Raw genomic sequence first — 17,020 nt, forward strand, 5'->3', positions numbered from 1 at the left:
CGAGCGCTGCGTATGCGTGCCTGTACCCCTCCACCACCCTGCGGGTGGTCCCCCTGCCCCGGTGGGGGAGGATCGGCACCGTCCGCTCGACGCCCCAAATTCGCCCACCACTAGAACGGCAAAAAAGGCTGTCCTACATCGCCGTGTCGCGGTAGCGGATAGTCATGCGCGTCAACGACAATCCCGCTGTGACCAAAGCCGCCATGAAAACACGAATTGCGAGTGAAGTTCGGCAGTTTTCCGCCCTTTCCCTGATGCGAGACTTTTCGTGCTGAGCGTCGAAACCCACGCCGCAACCCCGTGGCCCGATGCGCTGGACTGGGAGGCGCGGGCCGGGGAAGCCGTCGCCGCGGCGCTCGCGGTTAGCCCCTATGCCGGCCTTGCCGACGCGGCGCCGCTGGTCGAGGTCGCGGTGCGGTTGACCGACGACGCGGAGGTTCAGACGCTCAACCGCGATTTTCGCGGCAAGGACAAACCCACCAACGTCCTGTCCTTTCCGCAGGTGCAGGCCGACCTGCTCGAAAGTCTGGCCAACAGCGACGACGGCGAGATACTGCTCGGCGACATCGTGCTGGCGCGCGAGACGTGCGCGCACGAAGCCGGGGCAAAGGGCGTGTCGCTGGAGGCTCATGCAACGCATCTGATCGTCCACGGCACGCTGCACCTGGTCGGTTACGACCATCTCGACGACGCGAGTGCGGGGGCGATGGAGGCGCTGGAGGTGAAAGCGCTTGCGTCGCTGGGCCTCGCCAATCCATATGCGGATCAGGATTAACCGAGGAAATGCCAAACCCCATGCCCGACGACCAGGGATCTTCGAACCGATCGGAAGACGACAGTAGATCCGGCCTGCTGGCCGGATTGCGGACATTGCTGTTCGGCGGCAACAGCGAGCCCTCGCTACGCGAACAGATCGAAGACGTCATCGACGAGGCCGAGGAAGAGGGGCAGGACCGGCGCGGCAGCAGCGTCGTCGGCGACCTGTCGCCGATCGAGCGCAAGATGCTGCGCAACCTGCTGCACTTCGGCGAACAGACGGTCGACGACGTCGCGGTGCCGCGCGCCGACATTATCGCGATTGCCGAAAGCGCCAGCTTTGCCGAAATCGTCGCATTGTTTGCCGAGGCCGGTCACAGCCGCCTGCCGGTGTATCGCGAGACGCTCGACGAAGTGGTCGGCATGATCCACGTCAGGGACGTCTTTGCCGTGCTCGCCGAAGGCCGCGCGCCGCCGCCCCTGCTCGACCTCATCCGCCAGCCGCTTTATGTCCCGCAATCGATGGGGGTGCTCGACCTGCTCGCCGAAATGCGCGCCCAGCGCACCCATCTGGCGATCGTCATCGACGAATATTCGGGCACCGAAGGCCTGCTGACGATCGAGGATCTGGTCGAGGAAATCGTCGGCGAGATCGAGGACGAGCATGACGACGAGCCGGTCCTCCTGTTCATGCGCGGCGAGAATGATTGCTGGGAAGCCGACGCGCGCGCCGAGCTCGACGACATCGGCGAGGCGATCGACCCGCGGCTCGCCGACGTCGACGAAGACGTCGATACGCTCGGCGGCCTCGCGGCAGTGCTCGCGGGTCATGTGCCCGAGGTCGGCGAGATATTGCTCCACCCGAGCGGCTGGCGCATCGAGGTGACCGAAGCCGACGAGCGCCGGGTCCATCGTCTCCGCCTCCATCCGCCGGTCGTCGTCGAGCTGGAGGCGTCGCCCGCGCGACCGGAGGACTTCTGACCGGGTCGGCGGCGATGCCCGAATTGCCTTTGGGGGGCGATGCGATTAGCGCTGGCGCGATGGACGTTTCCGACCTTCGCATCGCGCTGTTCAGCGGCAACTACAACATGACCGTCGATGGCGCGAACAAGGCGCTCAACCGCCTTGTGGGCTATCTGCTGGCGCAGGGCGCCGCGGTCCGCGTCTATTCGCCGACCGTCGCGACGCCCGATTTTGCGCCGACCGGAGATCTGGTCAGTGTCCCGTCGATGGCGATCCCCAACCGGCCCGAATACCGCATTCCGCTCAGCTTTTCGTCGCGCGTCCGCCAGGATATTGCCGAGTTCGCGCCCAACGTTCTGCACATTTCCAGCCCCGATCGCGTCGCGCGGCAAGCAGCGGCGTGGGCCCGGCGGCGGCGCATCCCGGTCGCCTGTTCGGTCCACACGCGCTTCGAAACCTATTTCCGCTATTACAACCTGTCGTTTCTCGAGCCGGTGATCGTCGCCTGGCTGCGCAAGCTGTATCGCAAATGCGACGCGCTGATCGCACCGTCGGAAAGCTTCGCGCAGGTACTGCGCGAGCAGCGGATGAATTACGATATCGGGATATGGACCCGCGGCGTCGAGCGAGGTGTGTTTAATCCGGGCCGCCGAGACATGGCGTGGCGCCGGACGCTCGATATCCCCGACGAGGTCCCGGCCATCGCCTTTCTGGGGCGGCTGGTGATGGAGAAGGGGCTCGACGTGTTTGCCGACGCGATCGACGTGCTCGCGCGCCGCGGCGTGCCGCACCGGGTCGTCGTCATCGGAGAAGGCCCGGCGGGGGAGTGGTTCGAATCGCGGCTGCCCGGCGCGCATTTCGTGGGCTTTCAGGGGGGTGAGGATCTGGCCCGCGCGCTGGCCTCGTGCGACGTTTTCTTCAACCCGTCGGTCACCGAAACCTTTGGTAATGTGACGCTGGAAGCGATGGCGTGCGGCCTTCCGGTGGTGGCGGCGCGGGCGACCGGCAGCGCCAGCATCGTCAAACATGGCCGTACCGGCTATCTTGTCGCGCCCGGTTCGATCACCGGTTTCGCCGACCATCTCCAGCGCTATTGCCGCGACGAAGCGCTTCGTGCCGCCCATGGCGCCGCGGCGGTCGAGGAAAGCGGCGCCTATCAGTGGGATGCGATCAACCGCGCGGTGGCCGACACCTATCTGCGACTGATCCGTCAACGCCAGCGGCGCGGGGCCTGAGCGGCCGATGGCGGACGATCTGTTCGGCGGCGACGCACCGGCGCAGCCCGATGCCATGTCGGCGGCGACCGCACCGTTGGCAGAGCGGCTGCGACCGCGCACCCTGGCCGAGGTCGTCGGACAGGAGCATCTGACCGGTGACGATGGCGCGATCGGGCGGATGGTCGCCGCCGGCCAGCTCGCGTCGATCATCCTGTGGGGGCCGCCGGGGACCGGGAAAACGACGATCGCGCGCCTGCTCGCCGAAGCCGTCGGGATGCGCTTCGCGCCGCTGTCGGCGGTGTTTTCGGGGGTCGCCGACCTGCGACAGGCGTTCGCCGATGCCGAAAAAATGGCCGCGGCGGGCAAGCGGACCTTGCTTTTCGTCGACGAAATCCATCGCTTCAATCGCGCCCAGCAGGACGGTTTCCTGCCATATGTCGAGCGCGGCACGGTGGTCCTCGTCGGCGCGACGACTGAAAACCCCAGTTTCGCGCTCAACGCCGCGCTGCTCTCGCGCGCGCAGGTTCTCGTCCTCCACCGCCTCGACGAAGCTGCCTTGACGGTGCTGATCGAACGCGCCGAGGCCGAGGTGGGAAGGCCGCTGCCGGTGACCGACACCGCGCGCGCGGCGCTGGCGGCCAGCGCCGACGGTGACGGGCGGTTTCTGCTCAACCAGGTCGAAACGCTGTTCGCGGCGGCGATCGACACCCCGCTCGATCCCGCCGAGCTGGCGCAGTTTCTCCACCGCCGGATGCCGGTCTATGACAAGGATCGCGACGGCCATTACAACCTGATCTCGGCGCTGCACAAGGCGATGCGCGGGTCCGATCCGCAGGCGTCGCTCTATTGGCTGGCGCGGATGCTCGTGGCGGGCGAGGAGCCGTTGTACGTCCTGCGCCGCATCGTGCGGTTCGCGAGCGAGGATGTCGGCCTCGCCGACCCGCAGGCGCTGGTCCAGTGCCTAGCCGCGAAAGATGCCTATCAATTCCTCGGATCGCCCGAGGGCGAACTGGCGATCGTCCAGGCCTGCCTCTATTGCGCCACCGCGCCGAAGTCGAACGCCGCTTATGCGGCGCAGAAGGCAGCGTGGGCGGCAGCGCGCGAGACCGGGTCGCTCGCACCGCCCGCGAACATCCTCAACGCGCCGACAAAGCTGATGAAGGACCTCGGCTATGGTGCGGGCTACAGCTATGATCATGATGCACCCGAAGGGTTTTCGGGCGACAATTACTGGCCCGAGGGCATGGAAGCCGCGTCCTTCTATCGCCCCGTCGACCGGGGTTTCGAAAAGCGGATCGCCGAGCGGCTCGCCTGGTGGGACGAACGGCGGGGCGGGAAGGCGTGAAGGGGGAAGCGAAGATGCCGAAGTCTGACGATCGCGCAAAGCCCATTGATCGCGTGCCCGTCATGGGCGGCGTTATGCTGGGTTTCGCGCTGCTTTTCATGGGCGCCGCGGCGACAGCTGCGGATCCAAACGCCGATATCCACCGAGCGTGGGCGGCGGGTTATCGTGCGGCGTTCACCTGCTCGTCGCTGTGGAACGGCGCCGGCAAGGCGCTTCCCGATATCGAGCGCGACGAACTGACCCACATCTATCCGGAAATCGAGCCCGACGTCCGCGCGCTCAAGGCCGATATCGACGCCGCGGGGAAGCGGGTCAGCGTGCGCTACCGCGACGATATGCCGCCGCGCATCGCAATGTGGGACCGCCGCGAAGGGTGCGTGACCCTGCCGATCGGGGCCGAGCCGACGCGGAACGATGGACTACGCAACCCGGCGCGCGCCGATCTCGACGAGCAGCCGTGGCCGCTGGGCGACCGCAATGCGCTGGCGGCGAGCGGGCGGATGCGCGCCTCATTCGCTCCGGTAGCGGCGCGGCTCGCAACGTTTGGCGGGCGGTCGAGTTCGCTGCTGATCGTCAAGGACGGCCGGATCGCGCTCGAATGGTACCAGCCGGGGCATGGCCAGCACACCGCCCAGCGCACCTTTTCGGTCGCCAAGTCGATGGCCGCGACGCTGATCGGCCATACGGTGCTGCAGGGCCGGATCGACGTGACCGTGCCGGCAGCGATCGAAGCATGGCAGACCCCCGGCGACCCGCGCGCCGCGATCACCACCGATCAGCTGATGCGCATGGCGAGCGGACTGACCAGCGACACCGCGGGCAATCGCAGCGACGCAATCTACATGGGCGGGGCGTCGGTGCGCCAGTGGACGACGCAATGGCCGCTGCTGAACCCGCCGGGCAGCCGCTATCGCTACGCCAACAACGATACGCTGCTCGCCGTCCAGTCGCTCAGGGCTGCGCAATCCAAAGCCGCTGAGCCGCTCGATCCCGCGCGCTTCTTCGACCGGTTGGGCATGACGCGCACCTTCGTCGAGCGCGACAAGGACGGCGACTATATCCTGTCGAGCCAGGTCTCGACCACCGCGCGCGACCTCGCGCGGCTCGGCCTGCTCTATCAAAACGACGGGCTGTGGAACGGCGAGCGCCTGCTGCCCGCCGACTGGCGTCGCTTCGTGACGGCGCGGAGCGGGCCGCAGCCCGATGGGCCGTTCGGCTATGGCGCGGGGTTCTGGTTGCTCGACACATCGGACGGCATCCCCGCCGACGCCTTTGGCGCCTTCGGCAACCGCGGCCAATATCTCATCGTCATCCCGTCGCGAAAGCTGATCGTCGTGCGGCAGGGGTACGACGATGCCGCCGAACGGCTCGACATTGCGGCGCTCATCCGCGCGGTCGTCGCTGCCGACGCCGGTTCGGCGCGCTAGCCCGGATAGCGCTCGAACGCTGGCAACTCGCCGAGCTTTGCCATCCACCCGATGCGCTCGGCGGTCTGGATCTGCACCTGCGCCGGGATCAGGTCTGGGTCGTCGAGCGTTGCCGACTGGACGTCGATCTGGCCGGGAAAAATCGCCTCGTTCGTGTAGAAGAGTCCGGTACCGCAATCGCCGCAGAAATGGCGGCGCCCCTGCTCCGACGAGGCATAGATTTTCGGGGTGCCGCTAACCTCGAGTTCCGTCGCTCCGACGAGCGCCCAACCGACGAGCGGCGCCCCCGAATGGCGGCGGCAGTCCTGGCAGTTGCACAGCGCATGGTGGACGACGGTCGTCGGCATCGAATAGCGGATGGCGCCGCAATGGCATTGGCCGCTGGCACGGGAATCGGTCATCGCTCTCTCCTCAAACTTCGCGAAGAGAACATACCATAAACATCGCCCGTCGCGCAATTACCCTGTGGGTCAATCGCCCAGATCGACGCGGTGCTTGTCGGCCCAAGCCCGATACTGGCCGCGCGGGTCCGACGAAGGCTGTGCCAAGATCTGCGGAATGTCGGCGCGCAGCTTGCCAAGGTCGAGCGACCGGATCATTGCCTTGACCGGGCCGACCCCCGCCGGTGTGATCGACAGCCGTTCGATGCCCACGCCGAGCAGGGCCATCGCCTCCAGTGGTCGCCCGCCCATCTCGCCGCAAACGCCGAGTGCGACCCGGGTCCCCCCGACGATCTTCACGACCCGCGCCAGATAGCGCATCACGATCGGCGACAGCCAGTCGTAGCGCTCGGCCAGCCGCGGGTGCGCGCGGTCGGCGGCGAACAGGAACTGGGTCAGGTCGTTGGTGCCGATCGACAGGAAGTCGAGATGCGGCAGCATCAGGTCGAGCGTTTCGACGAGCCCCGGCACTTCGAGCATCGCGCCATAGCGGATCGCGACCGGCAATTTCTTGTTGTGGCTGGCAAGCCATGCCCGCTGGCCCACGAACAGGGCGCGCGCCGCCTCATATTCCCACGGTTCGGACACCATCGGGAACATCACGTTCAGCGTCCGGCCGGCGGCGGCCTCCATCAGCGCGCGGGCCTGGACCTTCAGCAGCCCCTCGCGTTCGAGCGCGAGACGCAGCGCACGCCAGCCCATCGCGGGATTTTCCTCCAGCACCGTGTCGACGTTCATGTACGGCAGCGCCTTGTCGCCGCCGATGTCCACGGTGCGGAAAATGACCGGGCGGTCGCCCGCGGCGTCGAGCACGTCGCGATACAGCCGCTGCTGCCGCTCGCGCGAGGGCAGGGTGGCCGAAACGAGGAACTGGAATTCGGTGCGAAACAGGCCGATGCCGCGCGCGCCCGTCAGGTCGAGCGCCGCGATATCCTCGCGCAGACCGGCGTTGATCATCAACTCGATCGGCACCCCGTCGAGGGTGACCGCCGGCATATCGCGCAGCGACGCCAGATTGGCGCGGCGCTTCTGCGAAATCTCAAGCTTGGCGTCGAAGGCGTCCTGTACCGCTTGCGTCGGACGGACATGCAGCGCGCCGGCCGCGGCATCGAGCAGCAGCAGGTCGCCCTCGCGGATCGAGGCGCGCACGTCGTTGACCCGGCCGAGCACTGGCACCCCCATGGCGCGCGCGACGATGATGACGTGCGCGGTCAGCGAGCCTTCTTCGAGGACGACGCCCTTCAGCCGGCGCCGGTCATATTCGAGCAGTTCCGCCGGGCCAAGGTTGCGGGCGATCAGTATCGAATCGTGCCTGAGGCCCATCTGCGCCGCGGTCCCCATCTGCCCCGACACAATGCGGATCAGCCGGTTCGACAGATCCTCCAGATCGTGCATGCGGTCGCGCAGCAGCGGGTCGTCGATCTGGCGCATCCGCATCCGGGTGCGCTGCTGGACGCGCTCGATCGCTGCCTCGGCGGTCAGACCGCTGTCGATCGCCTCGTTGATCCGGCGCGACCACCCTTCGTCATAGGCGAACATCTTATAGGTATCGAGCACCTCTTCATGCTCGCCGCCGACGCCGAAATCGGCCTGGCTCGCCATGCGGTCGATTTGCGCGCGCATCTTGTCGAACGCAGCATACACGCGATGGCGCTCGGCCTCGGTGTCGTCGGCGACGGTATGTTCGATGGTGATGCGCGGCTGATGAAAGACCGCAATGCCGGCGCCCATGCCGTCGACCAGCTTTTGACCGTTCAGCCGCTGTGCCGACTGGTCGGCGGCCGCGGCATCGGTGCGCGCCGCGGTATCGACAAGGTCGGCGTTGGAAATGAGTTCGGACAGCACCATCGCCACGGTCTGCAGCGTCTCGATCTCGATCTCTTCGTACCGGCGCGGGTCGGCGTGCTGGACGCAAAGCACGCCGACGGCGCGCTCGCGGCGGATGATCGGGACGCCGGCGAAGCTGTGGAACAACTCTTCGCCGGTTTCGGGGCGATAGGAGAAGTCGGGGTGCGCCGCCGCCTCGTCGAGGTTCAGCGTTTCGATCTGGTCGGCGATCATCCCGACCAGCCCCTCGCCAAGCCCGAGGCGGGTCACGTGCACCGCCTCCTGCTTAAGCCCGCGCGTCGCGTAAAGTTCGAGCGCGCCGTCGCGCAGCAGATAGATCGAGCACACCTCGCTGTCGAGGCATTCGCCGATGATGCCGACGACGCGATTAAGCTTTCCCTGCGCATTGGTGCGCGACGCCATGACCTCGTGCAACCGGGTCAGGATGGTGCGGGCTGACTGGGCGGCGGTCGAAGGCGGGAGTGGGGCGTTGGTCATCGACGCCCTGCTAACAGAAGCCGAACGTCAACGCCATTGCCCGTGCAGCGACAAGGTGGCCGCCGCGGCGGCGTCAGTTGGTGCCCGTCGGCGTCACCGCCGCGGCGGGCGCCATACCCCCCGTCGCGGCGGGATCGGTCGGCCCGACCGGAGCCGGGCCCGGCGCGGCCAGCGGCGCCGGCGCGCTCATGATCGGCGGCGGCGGGGCATATTTTGCGTCCCATGCGCGGACGTCGGTTTGATATCGCGCATAGGCTTCATAGAAATCGAGGAACGGCTGGTCGAGCCGCGCGAGGTGCAGCGGGGCCTGCGCGACGACATCGTCGGTCGGCGTGGTCGAAACCAGCTGGGCGATTTCGTTGGCGCGCGGGCAAAAATCGCGCTGCGCCGGCGGCTGCGCGAAATAGTTGAACAACTGGGTCGACAGGCGATCGCGCGCGGCGATGCCGTTGTTGCCATTTTGCTTGCCGAGTTCGGAAATCACCGCTTTCTCGGTCGATTTGATGATCTTGCCGTGTGTCTTGATGATATTGTTGTAAGCCGCGACCAGCGTCGCCTCCTCAAGTCCGCGACACCCGATCGCCGCGACATTGAGTCCGATCTTGAGCTGCCAGAAGGCGCGGTCGCCGGTCAGGTTGCTGTTCGCGGTCACGAAGCGGCCGTCTAGCGCGCGGCCGGGCAGGATCTGGGTCAGCGCCGCATATCCCGGCGGGGTCGGCCGCGGCGGCACGATGATCACCACGGGTTCGGGCGGCGGCGGGGGCGGGGGCGGCGGTGGTTTCGGCGCGCAGGCGGCGACGCTCGCCAGCAATCCGGCCACGATGATCTTGCGCGACAAATTCATGATACTCTCCCCAACCGCCAAATCATGCGGCTTCAGCTCCGGGCGCGCAATGCCGTTTCGGCCTGCTGCACCAAGGTTGCGACAATGTCGGCGACGCTCTCTTCCTGCGTTACCATACCCACAGATTGCCCCGCCATTAACGAACCGTTTTCGACGTCGCCGTCGATCACCGCGCGGCGCAGTGCACCGGCCCAATAATGTTCGATTTCAAGCTGCGCTTCGCCCATGTCGACGATCCCGCCGTCGAGCCGGTTGGCGACCTCGCGCTGCTTGGCGGTGAAGGCTTCGGTACCCGCATTTTTGAGCGCGCGGACCGGGATCACCGGGAGGCGCGGGTCGATCTGGACGCTGGCGACCGCCTCACGCGCCGAGGCGCGGATGAACGCTTTCTTGAAATTGGGGTGCGCGATGCTTTCGGTCGCGCACACGAAGCGGGTGCCGAGCTGGACGCCCGAGGCACCCATTTCCAGATAGGCGGCGATCGCCTCGCCGCGGCCGATGCCGCCGGCGACGAACACCGGGACTTCATCGGCGAGGGTCGGGAGTATCTCCTGCGCGAGCACGCTCGTCGAGACCGGACCGATGTGGCCGCCAGCCTCCATCCCCTCGATCACCAGCGCATCGACGCCCGAACGGACCAGCTTCTTGCCCATCGCCAGCGTCGGCGCGAAGCAGATGACCTTGGCGCCCGCAGCCTTGATCGCCTCGAGGCTGCCCTTCGGCGGCAAACCACCGGCGAGCACGACATGCCCGACGGCATGTTTGGCGCAGACGTCGATCAGTTCGAACAATTGCGGGTGCATGGTAATCAGGTTGACGCCGAAGTTGCGCGTTGCCAGCGCCTTGGTCGCTGCGATCTCGGCATCGAGCAATTCGGGGGTCATGGCGCCGCACGCGATCACGCCGAACCCGCCGGCGTTGCTGATCGCGCTCACCAGGTGGCGCTCCGAAACCCAGCTCATCGCACCGCATAAAATCGCGTAATCGCTACCCAGCAGTGCGGTTCCCCGCGCCATCAGCTCGTTCATTTTTGTCATCATGGCTGCCTTTGCCAGTACTGGGACTCGGGCGCAATCCCCGGCGTCGGCAAGCAGTCGAAACCCTGCTGTGCGCGGTTATCGACTGGGCGCACGAACCGGTCCTTTCATCGCAGAAAGCAAATCAATCATTGTCAATTGAAAAGGTTGAAATATGCTGACACGGCGAATCCAAGCGAATGAAAGGATGATCATGCCTGCTTCTAACGACCCGCCGGCGAACCGGCGAGAGGCCGCCCCGCGCGCGGTGCAGACGGTGCTCGACGCGCTCGACAAGCTGCGTTTCGGCGCGATCCAGTTGACTGTGCACGAAGGAAAACTGGTGCAGGTCGATGTGACCGAGCGCCACCGCTACCCCAACTGACAACCTCCCGAGGGGGCTCTTGCGCGCCCCGCCTACCTGCCGCAGACCGGACCACCGGATGTGGCAATTTTCTTGCAACAGGAAATTGCCATGACTGCCAATCGCGTGACTTTCTGCCGCTTAGCGGCGGCCCCGATCCCACTGACCCTGCTATTTGCATTTGCCGCCCAGCCCGCCTCTGCTGCGGAGGGGGCGACCGGCGATGACACGGCCGCGACCGTCGACGACGCTGCGGCGCAGGCCGAGGGCGGTAGCTATGGCGGCGAAATCGTCGTCACCGCGCGCCGCCGTCAGGAGACCGCGCAGGACGTGCCTATTGCGATCTCGGTCGTCAGCGGCGACCAGATCGACAATACGGGCAGCTTCAATGTCGGCCGGCTGACCCAGCTTGCCCCGGCGCTGCAGTTCTACTCTTCGAACCCGCGCAACACCGCGGTCAATATCCGCGGCATCGGCGCGCCGTTCGGGCTCACCAACGACGGGATCGAGCAGGGGGTCGGCATTTATGTCGATGACGTTTATTACGCGCGCGTTGCGTCGTCGACCTTCGACTTTCTCGACGTCGCCCAGATCGAGGTGCTGCGCGGGCCGCAGGGCACGCTCTATGGCAAGAACACCACCGCCGGCGCGATCAACATCACGACCAACCAGCCGAGCTTCGATTTCGAGGGCAAGACCGAACTCAGCATCGGTAACCTCAATTTCAAACAGGCGAAGGCCGCGATTTCGGGGCCGTTGTCGGACACGCTCGCGGCGCGCATCGCGGTGTCGGCGACCAGCCGGCGCGGGACGATTTACAATGTCACCACCGACCGCTGGATCCAGAGCCAGGACAATATCGGCGTTCGCGGGCAATTGCTGTGGCGGCCGACCGACAATCTCGATGTCACGCTCGCGGCCGACTGGAACCGGCAGGCGGCGGTATGCTGCGGCTCGGTGTTCGTGCGGACCGGCGCGACGCAGCGCCCATTGAACCGCCAGTTTGCGGCACTTGCCGCAGCCCAAGGCTATGTCGTGCCGAGCACCGATCCGTATGACCGGCGCACCGACCTCGACGCCAACCTCAATGCCGGAAACGAAATCGGCGGGGTGGCATTGCGCGCCAAATGGGACCTCGGGCCCGGCACGCTGACCTCCGTCACCGCATGGCGCTATTGGGACTGGCAGCCCGAGAACGACCGCGACTTCACCGGCCTGCCGATCGTCACCAAATCGCAGAACCCGTCGCAGCAGGACCAATTTACCCAGGAACTCCGCTACAATTACAGCGGCGATCGCTTCGATTTCGTGGTCGGCGGCTTCCTCTTCCACCAGCGCATCGACACTCAAGGGACCGAACAGCATGGCGCGGCGTCGAGCCGCTGGACGCTCAATCCGTCGAGCGCCTTGTCGAACGATCCGTCGGTTCTGGACGGATTGATCGCGATCAACACCCAATATCTGAAAAACACCAGCGCGGCTCTGTTCGGCCAATTCAGCTGGAAGCTCGGCGACCGGCTGACGATCCAGCCCGGTGTACGGCTGAACTACGACAAGAAGGACGGATTTTACCAGAGGCTGGTCTTTGCCGGCGATAGGTCGCCGGTCACGGCAAACCTGACCGACGCGGTGTCGCTCGCGCGGCTCGGCGTTTTCACGCCGCAGGAATATGCGCCGTCGTTCAGCGACTGGAACTTCAGCTATGATTTGACCGCGAGTTTCCAGGCGGGGCGCGAAATCCTGCTCTATGCGACCTATGCCAAGACTTTCAAATCGGGCGGGATCAACCAGAATGGCGTCCCGCAGGACGCGGCCGGCGCCCCCTTGCTGGCGGCGGCGACGATCAAGCCTGAATCGGTGCGCCATTACGAAGCGGGAGTGAAGGCCGAATTCTGGGATCGCCGCGGCACGCTCAACCTCTCGATCTTTCGCACCGACATCAAGGATTATCAGGCGAATGTGAACAACGGCCAGTTCGGGGTGCTGCGCGGCTATCTGGCCAATGCCGGCCAAGTACGCACCCAAGGCGTCGAAACCGATTTTTCGATCCGCCCCAGCGACCGGTTCCGCGCCTATGCCAATGGTGCCTATACCGACGCCAAATATGTCCGCTTCGTCGATGCGCCGTGCCCGCCCGAGCTGGCGGGGGGTGCGAGCAGTCCGCCGAACTGCGACATCTCGGGCCAGCGGCTGCCCGGGGTTTCGAAATGGGCCTTCTCGTTCGGGGCGGAAGCGAACAGCGAGGCGTCGCTGTTCGGCCAGGACGGCCAATTCTACCTTGGTTATGACGGCAGCTATCGGTCGAACTTTTCTTCGAACGCGTCGCCGTCGGCCTACACGTGGGTTTCGGGCTATTCGCTGTCGAACTTTCGCGCCGGGTTCCGCACCGACGCGGGGCTCGACGTCTTCGCCTGGGTCCGCAACGCATTCGACAAGAACTATATCGACCAGCTGTTCGTCGGGCCGGGCAACACGGGGTTGATCACCGGTCTGCCGGGCGACCCGCGAACATGGGGCGGGACGATCAAGGCGCGCTTTTGACCTTGGGGGCGGGCGATGTCGCGAGCGCCTGGAAAAACTACCGGATGTGTTTGCGATCACAGCGCCGCTGTGCAACAACAGTAATCAATGGGTCGCCAGGCAATCAATCCAGCACAGGAGACAAGGCGATGAGCGACAAAACAAAGCAACCGAATATCGGTGCCGAAGAACTCGACGACACGCGGCTCGACAGTGTGACGGGCGGCACCGCAGCGTTGCCGCCCAAAACGACGAGCTTTGCCGAAAGCGGCAAGAAGGCCGACAGTCCGCTGTCGGGTGGAACGCTCGGCTTTGCCGAAAGCGGCAAGAAGGGCGATTCGCTCGATTGATCGAGTCCGCGCCCGGCTCTTATCAAGCACAGTAAAAGGGCCGCTCCCGTGGGAGCGGCCCTTTTCATGCAGGCGGTGGTCAGCGCTGCTGCTGGTTCTGGCGATTCGCGTCGGGGCGCTGTTCGCCGCCCGGCTGGCGGTTCTGGCCATCCTGCTGTTGCTGCTGCTTGCGGCGCTGTTCTTCGCCGCGATCCGCCTGCAGCTTGTTCTGGTTCTGGTCGGGGTTGTCAGCCACTGTCCTTCTCCTTGTTGCCACGCAACCATGATGGCGTGGCATGGCATCGACCGTCGGTCCGTGTCGTTGTTGCAAGCGAGACGGCGCGCATCGCCCGGTCGTGGCGCTTTCGCGACCGGCGACCTTTGGTATCCGGCCGGCGCGCGGTTGTGATCGTTTCGCTCAATGACTGATTTCATCATATTCGGTTAGGCCGATTGATGCGGGCGACATATCCTTGCCCGGTCAGAACGAAAGGATGACGGTATCGATTCGACGCCCGCCCGCGCCGACCCTGCCAATGCGGCCCCTGGTCGCGGCTGCGTCACGCGCGCGTCATCCTGCCCCACCATCATTCGATAATCCGAAAAAGAGGAGAGACTGCATGAACGACCAGACCCCCATCGACGCCGCGGGCGGCTGCCCGGTTCACCAGCCCGGCGGCGTGCGTTCGCTGCTTGGCCGCACCAACAAGGATTGGTGGCCGGACATGCTGGCGACCGAAGTCCTCACCCCCAACGGCCCGTCGAACCCGATGGGCGACGATTTCGACTATTCGAAGGCGTTCGCGCTGCTCGACTATGCGGCGCTGAAGGCCGACCTGACCGCGCTGATGACCGACAGCCAGCCTTGGTGGCCCGCCGATTATGGCCATTATGGTCCGTTCTTCATCCGCATGGCGTGGCATGCCGCAGGCACCTATCGCACCGCCGACGGCCGCGGCGGCGCCAACAGCGGGCAGCAGCGTTTCGCGCCGCTCGACAGCTGGCCCGACAACGGCAACCTCGACAAGGCGCGGCGCCTGCTGTGGCCGATCAAGCAGAAATACGGCGACAAGATCAGCTGGGCCGACCTGTTCATCCTGACCGGCAATGTGGCGATCGAAAGCATGGGCGGCCCGGTGTTCGGCTTCGGCGGCGGCCGCGCCGACGTGTTCGAGCCCGAGCGCGACATTTATTGGGGCAGCGAAGACAAGTGGGTCAACGAGGGCGTCCAGACCCGCATCGACCCCGACAACGGGTTTGAAGCGATCGAAGGCCCGCTCGCCGCGATCCAGATGGGCCTGATCTACGTCAATCCCGAAGGGCCGGGCGGCAATCCCGATCCCTTGCTGTCGGCGCGCGACATGAAAGAAACCTTCGAGCGCATGGCGATGAACCATGAGGAAACCGTCGCGCTGACCGCGGGCGGCCACACCTTTGGCAAGGCGCACGGCAATGGCGATGCCTCGCTGCTCGGCAATGCGCCGTCGGGCGGTGACCTCGCTGCCTTGGGCTTCGGCTGGGTCAGCAGCCACGAGAGCGGCGGCATCGGCGAACACACTGTCACCAGCGGCATCGAAGGGTCGTGGGTCAACACCCCGACCGAATGGTCGGAGAATTATTTCCGCCTGTTGCTCGATTACGACTATGAAATCGTCCACTCGCCCGCCGGAGCGCAGCAGTGGCAGCCGATCAACCAGAAGCCCGAGGATATGGCCCCGGCCGCGTGGGATCCGAACGTCAAGGTTCCGACGATGATGACCACCGCCGACATGGCGCTGAAGATGGATCCCGAGTTCCGCAAGGTCAGCGAGAAGTTCCGCAACGACCATGAAGCGTTCAAGGATGCGTTTGCGCGGGCGTGGTTCAAGCTGTGCCACCGCGACATGGGTCCGAAGGTCCGCTACCTCGGCCCTGAAGTCCCCGCCGAAGACCTGATCTGGCAGGATCCGATCCCGGCCGGCACGATGCCGTCGGACGCCGATGTGGCGGCAGTGAAGGCGGCGATTGCCAGCAGCGGTCTGACCGTCAGCCAGCTGATCAAGACCGCTTGGGCCTCTGCCAGCACCTACCGCAAGTCGGACCATCGCGGCGGCGCCAACGGCGCGCGCGTTCGCCTCGCGCCGCAAAAGGATTGGGAGGTCAACGAGCCGGCGATGCTGGCGAAGGTGATCGAAACCCTCGACGCCCTGCGCGGCAATCTGTCGATCGCCGATGCGATCGTGCTGGGCGGCGTGGTCGGTCTGGAAAAGGCGATCAAGGATGCTGGGTTCGGCGTCGCGGTGCCGTTCACCGGTGGGCGCGGCGATGCGACCGCGGAACAGACCGATGCCGAGAGCTTCGACGTGATGGAGCCCGAGGCCGACGCGTTCCGCAATTATGTCGGCAAGAAGAAGCTGGCGATCAAGACCGAGGAAATGATGCTCGACCGTGCGTCGCTGCTCGGCCTGTCGGTGCCCGAAATGACGGTGCTGGTGGGGGGGCTTCGCGTCCTCGGTGCCAATCACGGCGAGCGTGGGCATGGCCATTTCACCAAGCGTTCGGGCCAGCTGACGAACGACTTCTTCGTCAACCTGCTCGACATGACCAATGTCTGGAAGGCCGTCGAAGGGTCGGACGATCAGGACTATGTCGCCACCGACCGCAAGGATGGCGGCGAAAAATGGCACGCGACCCGCGCCGACCTGGTGTTCGGTTCGAACTCGGAGCTGCGCGCAGTCGCCGAAGTCTATGCCGAAACGGGCCATGAAGAGAAGTTCGTCAAGGATTTCGTCAAGGCGTGGACCAAGGTGATGAACGCCGACCGGTTCGACCTCGCCTGATCGGGCGCCCCGGTCCCGCATCATGCCGCGGGGCCGGGTTGCCAGACGATGACGGGTCGCGACCCGCCTTTGGGGATATACGCCCCGGAGGCGGGTCTTTTTTGTCCTTAAAGCGACAAAAGATACGGACGTGCGCGTTCATTCTGTCTCCTTTGTCGCTTTAAGGGGGTGTGGCGGGATGGCTTCGTCGCGCAGCGCCGCGTGGACCACCGCCATGTCGGGTCCGCCGCTGACGTCGATCGCGCCGCCCTTCAATACGCGCACGATGGTGACGCCGTTCAGCGCGCGGTCCATTGCGATGCTGAACTGATGCGTGCGCCCCATCGCGACGGCGCGATCCCAGGCGATGGCAAAGCTGGCGGCGGTCGGTCTTTCGCGGAGACGATAGGCCGAGGCGCGGCCCATCCCCACCGCGCGTGCCGCCCGGCCGACCGAGCCCATCGCCGCGAGCGCGCGGATGAAGTTCGCCTGCGTCTCGGGCGTCCAACCGTCGGCACGGCGGCGCTGCTGCGCGACCGGCGTGAAGGCGTAGCAGGTGCCGGCAAGGAGCGGAGGGGGTGACGCGGTCTGTTCCATCGACCAGTTTGAACCATAGCCGGACGATGTAGGAAAGCGTTTTTTTTTTTGGGTGTTTGGACTGAGCGGTTCGGCGGGG

15 protein-coding genes are annotated in these 17,020 nt (G+C 65.7%); 9 read left to right on the plus strand and 6 right to left on the minus strand.

The features are described 5' to 3' along the window. Nucleotides 1–268: 268 nt before the first annotated feature. Genes ybeY through HEQ22_RS04745 form a run of 5 tightly spaced genes read left to right on the plus strand, consistent with a single transcriptional unit; the run spans nucleotide 269 to nucleotide 5,708 of the window. Nucleotides 269–775: an rRNA maturation RNase YbeY gene (gene ybeY, locus HEQ22_RS04725; protein WP_432770048.1), complete on the plus strand. Its 507-nt coding sequence runs from the start codon at nucleotides 269–271 to the stop codon at nucleotides 773–775. Nucleotides 776–783: 8 nt separating this feature from the next. Next, nucleotides 784–1,737: a hemolysin family protein gene (locus HEQ22_RS04730; RefSeq protein WP_432770049.1), complete on the plus strand. Its 954-nt coding sequence runs from the start codon at nucleotides 784–786 to the stop codon at nucleotides 1,735–1,737. 59 nt (nucleotides 1,738–1,796) lie between these two features. Further along, complete coding sequence (locus HEQ22_RS04735; protein WP_432770050.1) at nucleotides 1,797–2,954, plus strand: glycosyltransferase family 4 protein; 1,158 nt, start codon at nucleotides 1,797–1,799, stop codon at nucleotides 2,952–2,954. 7 nt (nucleotides 2,955–2,961) lie between these two features. Then, nucleotides 2,962–4,281, plus strand: coding sequence for a replication-associated recombination protein A (locus tag HEQ22_RS04740; protein ID WP_432770051.1), 1,320 nt, complete (start codon nucleotides 2,962–2,964; stop codon nucleotides 4,279–4,281). A gap of 14 nt (nucleotides 4,282–4,295) precedes the next feature. After that, the gene (locus HEQ22_RS04745) at nucleotides 4,296–5,708 is read left to right on the plus strand and encodes a serine hydrolase domain-containing protein (protein ID WP_432770052.1); all 1,413 of its coding nucleotides are present in this window, start codon (nucleotides 4,296–4,298) and stop codon (nucleotides 5,706–5,708) included. Here HEQ22_RS04745 and HEQ22_RS04750 read toward each other — a convergent pair. The 4 genes from HEQ22_RS04750 to HEQ22_RS04765 form a co-directional block, all read right to left on the minus strand. After that, the gene (locus HEQ22_RS04750; RefSeq protein ID WP_432770053.1) at nucleotides 5,705–6,109 is read right to left on the minus strand and encodes a GFA family protein; all 405 of its coding nucleotides are present in this window, start codon (nucleotides 6,107–6,109) and stop codon (nucleotides 5,705–5,707) included. The genes HEQ22_RS04745 and HEQ22_RS04750 overlap by 4 nt on opposite strands. A gap of 69 nt (nucleotides 6,110–6,178) precedes the next feature. Continuing rightward, entirely contained in the window at nucleotides 6,179–8,473 is a 2,295-nt protein-coding gene (gene ptsP / locus HEQ22_RS04755) for a phosphoenolpyruvate--protein phosphotransferase (RefSeq protein WP_432770054.1), read from the minus strand. A gap of 73 nt (nucleotides 8,474–8,546) precedes the next feature. Continuing rightward, nucleotides 8,547–9,317, minus strand: coding sequence for a hypothetical protein (locus tag HEQ22_RS04760; protein ID WP_432770055.1), 771 nt, complete (start codon nucleotides 9,315–9,317; stop codon nucleotides 8,547–8,549). Between the two features lie 32 nt (nucleotides 9,318–9,349). Beyond that, nucleotides 9,350–10,354, minus strand: a complete 1,005-nt coding sequence (locus HEQ22_RS04765) for an NAD(P)H-dependent flavin oxidoreductase (RefSeq protein WP_432770941.1) — start codon at nucleotides 10,352–10,354, stop codon at nucleotides 9,350–9,352. 193 nt (nucleotides 10,355–10,547) lie between these two features. Between HEQ22_RS04765 and HEQ22_RS04770 the strand changes: the two genes are divergently transcribed. From HEQ22_RS04770 to HEQ22_RS04780, 3 genes are all read left to right on the plus strand, one after another. Continuing rightward, nucleotides 10,548–10,718, plus strand: coding sequence for a YezD family protein (locus HEQ22_RS04770; RefSeq protein WP_432770056.1), 171 nt, complete (start codon nucleotides 10,548–10,550; stop codon nucleotides 10,716–10,718). A 90-nt stretch (nucleotides 10,719–10,808) separates the two neighbouring features. Beyond that, nucleotides 10,809–13,238 (plus strand): TonB-dependent receptor, encoded by a 2,430-nt coding sequence (locus HEQ22_RS04775; RefSeq protein WP_432770057.1) that lies wholly within the window; start codon nucleotides 10,809–10,811, stop codon nucleotides 13,236–13,238. Between the two features lie 128 nt (nucleotides 13,239–13,366). Beyond that, the gene (locus HEQ22_RS04780; RefSeq protein WP_432770058.1) at nucleotides 13,367–13,567 is read left to right on the plus strand and encodes a hypothetical protein; all 201 of its coding nucleotides are present in this window, start codon (nucleotides 13,367–13,369) and stop codon (nucleotides 13,565–13,567) included. Nucleotides 13,568–13,646: 79 nt separating this feature from the next. Here the strand turns inward: HEQ22_RS04780 and HEQ22_RS04785 are convergent, their stop codons facing one another. Continuing rightward, nucleotides 13,647–13,802 carry a hypothetical protein gene (locus tag HEQ22_RS04785; RefSeq protein WP_432770059.1) on the minus strand — a complete coding sequence of 52 codons (156 nt, stop codon included), beginning with the start codon at nucleotides 13,800–13,802 and terminating at the stop codon, nucleotides 13,647–13,649. Between the two features lie 364 nt (nucleotides 13,803–14,166). Between HEQ22_RS04785 and katG the strand changes: the two genes are divergently transcribed. Beyond that, on the plus strand, nucleotides 14,167–16,365 hold the full coding sequence (katG, locus tag HEQ22_RS04790) for a catalase/peroxidase HPI (RefSeq protein WP_432770060.1): 2,199 nt from the start codon (nucleotides 14,167–14,169) through the stop codon (nucleotides 16,363–16,365). 138 nt (nucleotides 16,366–16,503) lie between these two features. Here the strand turns inward: katG and HEQ22_RS04795 are convergent, their stop codons facing one another. Next, nucleotides 16,504–16,941: a hypothetical protein gene (locus HEQ22_RS04795; RefSeq protein ID WP_432770061.1), complete on the minus strand. Its 438-nt coding sequence runs from the start codon at nucleotides 16,939–16,941 to the stop codon at nucleotides 16,504–16,506. Nucleotides 16,942–17,020: the final 79 nt, after the last annotated feature.

It is taken from the genome of Sphingopyxis sp. (genome assembly GCF_050916055.1).
In the GTDB taxonomy this organism is placed as follows: Bacteria; Pseudomonadota; Alphaproteobacteria; order Sphingomonadales; family Sphingomonadaceae; genus Sphingopyxis.

Excerpts from the sequence above, each read along its gene's own strand:
- HEQ22_RS04730 (WP_432770049.1), top strand. The coding sequence starts at position 784 with ATGCCAAACCCCATGCCCGACGACCAGGGATCTTCGAACCGATCGGAA.
- HEQ22_RS04735 (WP_432770050.1), top strand. The coding sequence starts at position 1,797 with ATGGACGTTTCCGACCTTCGCATCGCGCTGTTCAGCGGCAACTACAAC.
- HEQ22_RS04740 (WP_432770051.1), top strand. The coding sequence starts at position 2,962 with ATGGCGGACGATCTGTTCGGCGGCGACGCACCGGCGCAGCCCGATGCC.
- HEQ22_RS04745 (WP_432770052.1), top strand. The coding sequence starts at position 4,296 with ATGCCGAAGTCTGACGATCGCGCAAAGCCCATTGATCGCGTGCCCGTC.
- HEQ22_RS04750 (WP_432770053.1), bottom strand. The coding sequence starts at position 6,109 with ATGACCGATTCCCGTGCCAGCGGCCAATGCCATTGCGGCGCCATCCGC.
- ptsP (WP_432770054.1), bottom strand. The coding sequence starts at position 8,473 with ATGACCAACGCCCCACTCCCGCCTTCGACCGCCGCCCAGTCAGCCCGC.
- HEQ22_RS04760 (WP_432770055.1), bottom strand. The coding sequence starts at position 9,317 with ATGAATTTGTCGCGCAAGATCATCGTGGCCGGATTGCTGGCGAGCGTC.
- HEQ22_RS04765 (WP_432770941.1), bottom strand. The coding sequence starts at position 10,354 with ATGACAAAAATGAACGAGCTGATGGCGCGGGGAACCGCACTGCTGGGT.
- HEQ22_RS04770 (WP_432770056.1), top strand. The coding sequence starts at position 10,548 with ATGCCTGCTTCTAACGACCCGCCGGCGAACCGGCGAGAGGCCGCCCCG.
- HEQ22_RS04775 (WP_432770057.1), top strand. The coding sequence starts at position 10,809 with ATGACTGCCAATCGCGTGACTTTCTGCCGCTTAGCGGCGGCCCCGATC.
- HEQ22_RS04780 (WP_432770058.1), top strand. The coding sequence starts at position 13,367 with ATGAGCGACAAAACAAAGCAACCGAATATCGGTGCCGAAGAACTCGAC.
- katG (WP_432770060.1), top strand. The coding sequence starts at position 14,167 with ATGAACGACCAGACCCCCATCGACGCCGCGGGCGGCTGCCCGGTTCAC.
- HEQ22_RS04795 (WP_432770061.1), bottom strand. The coding sequence starts at position 16,941 with ATGGAACAGACCGCGTCACCCCCTCCGCTCCTTGCCGGCACCTGCTAC.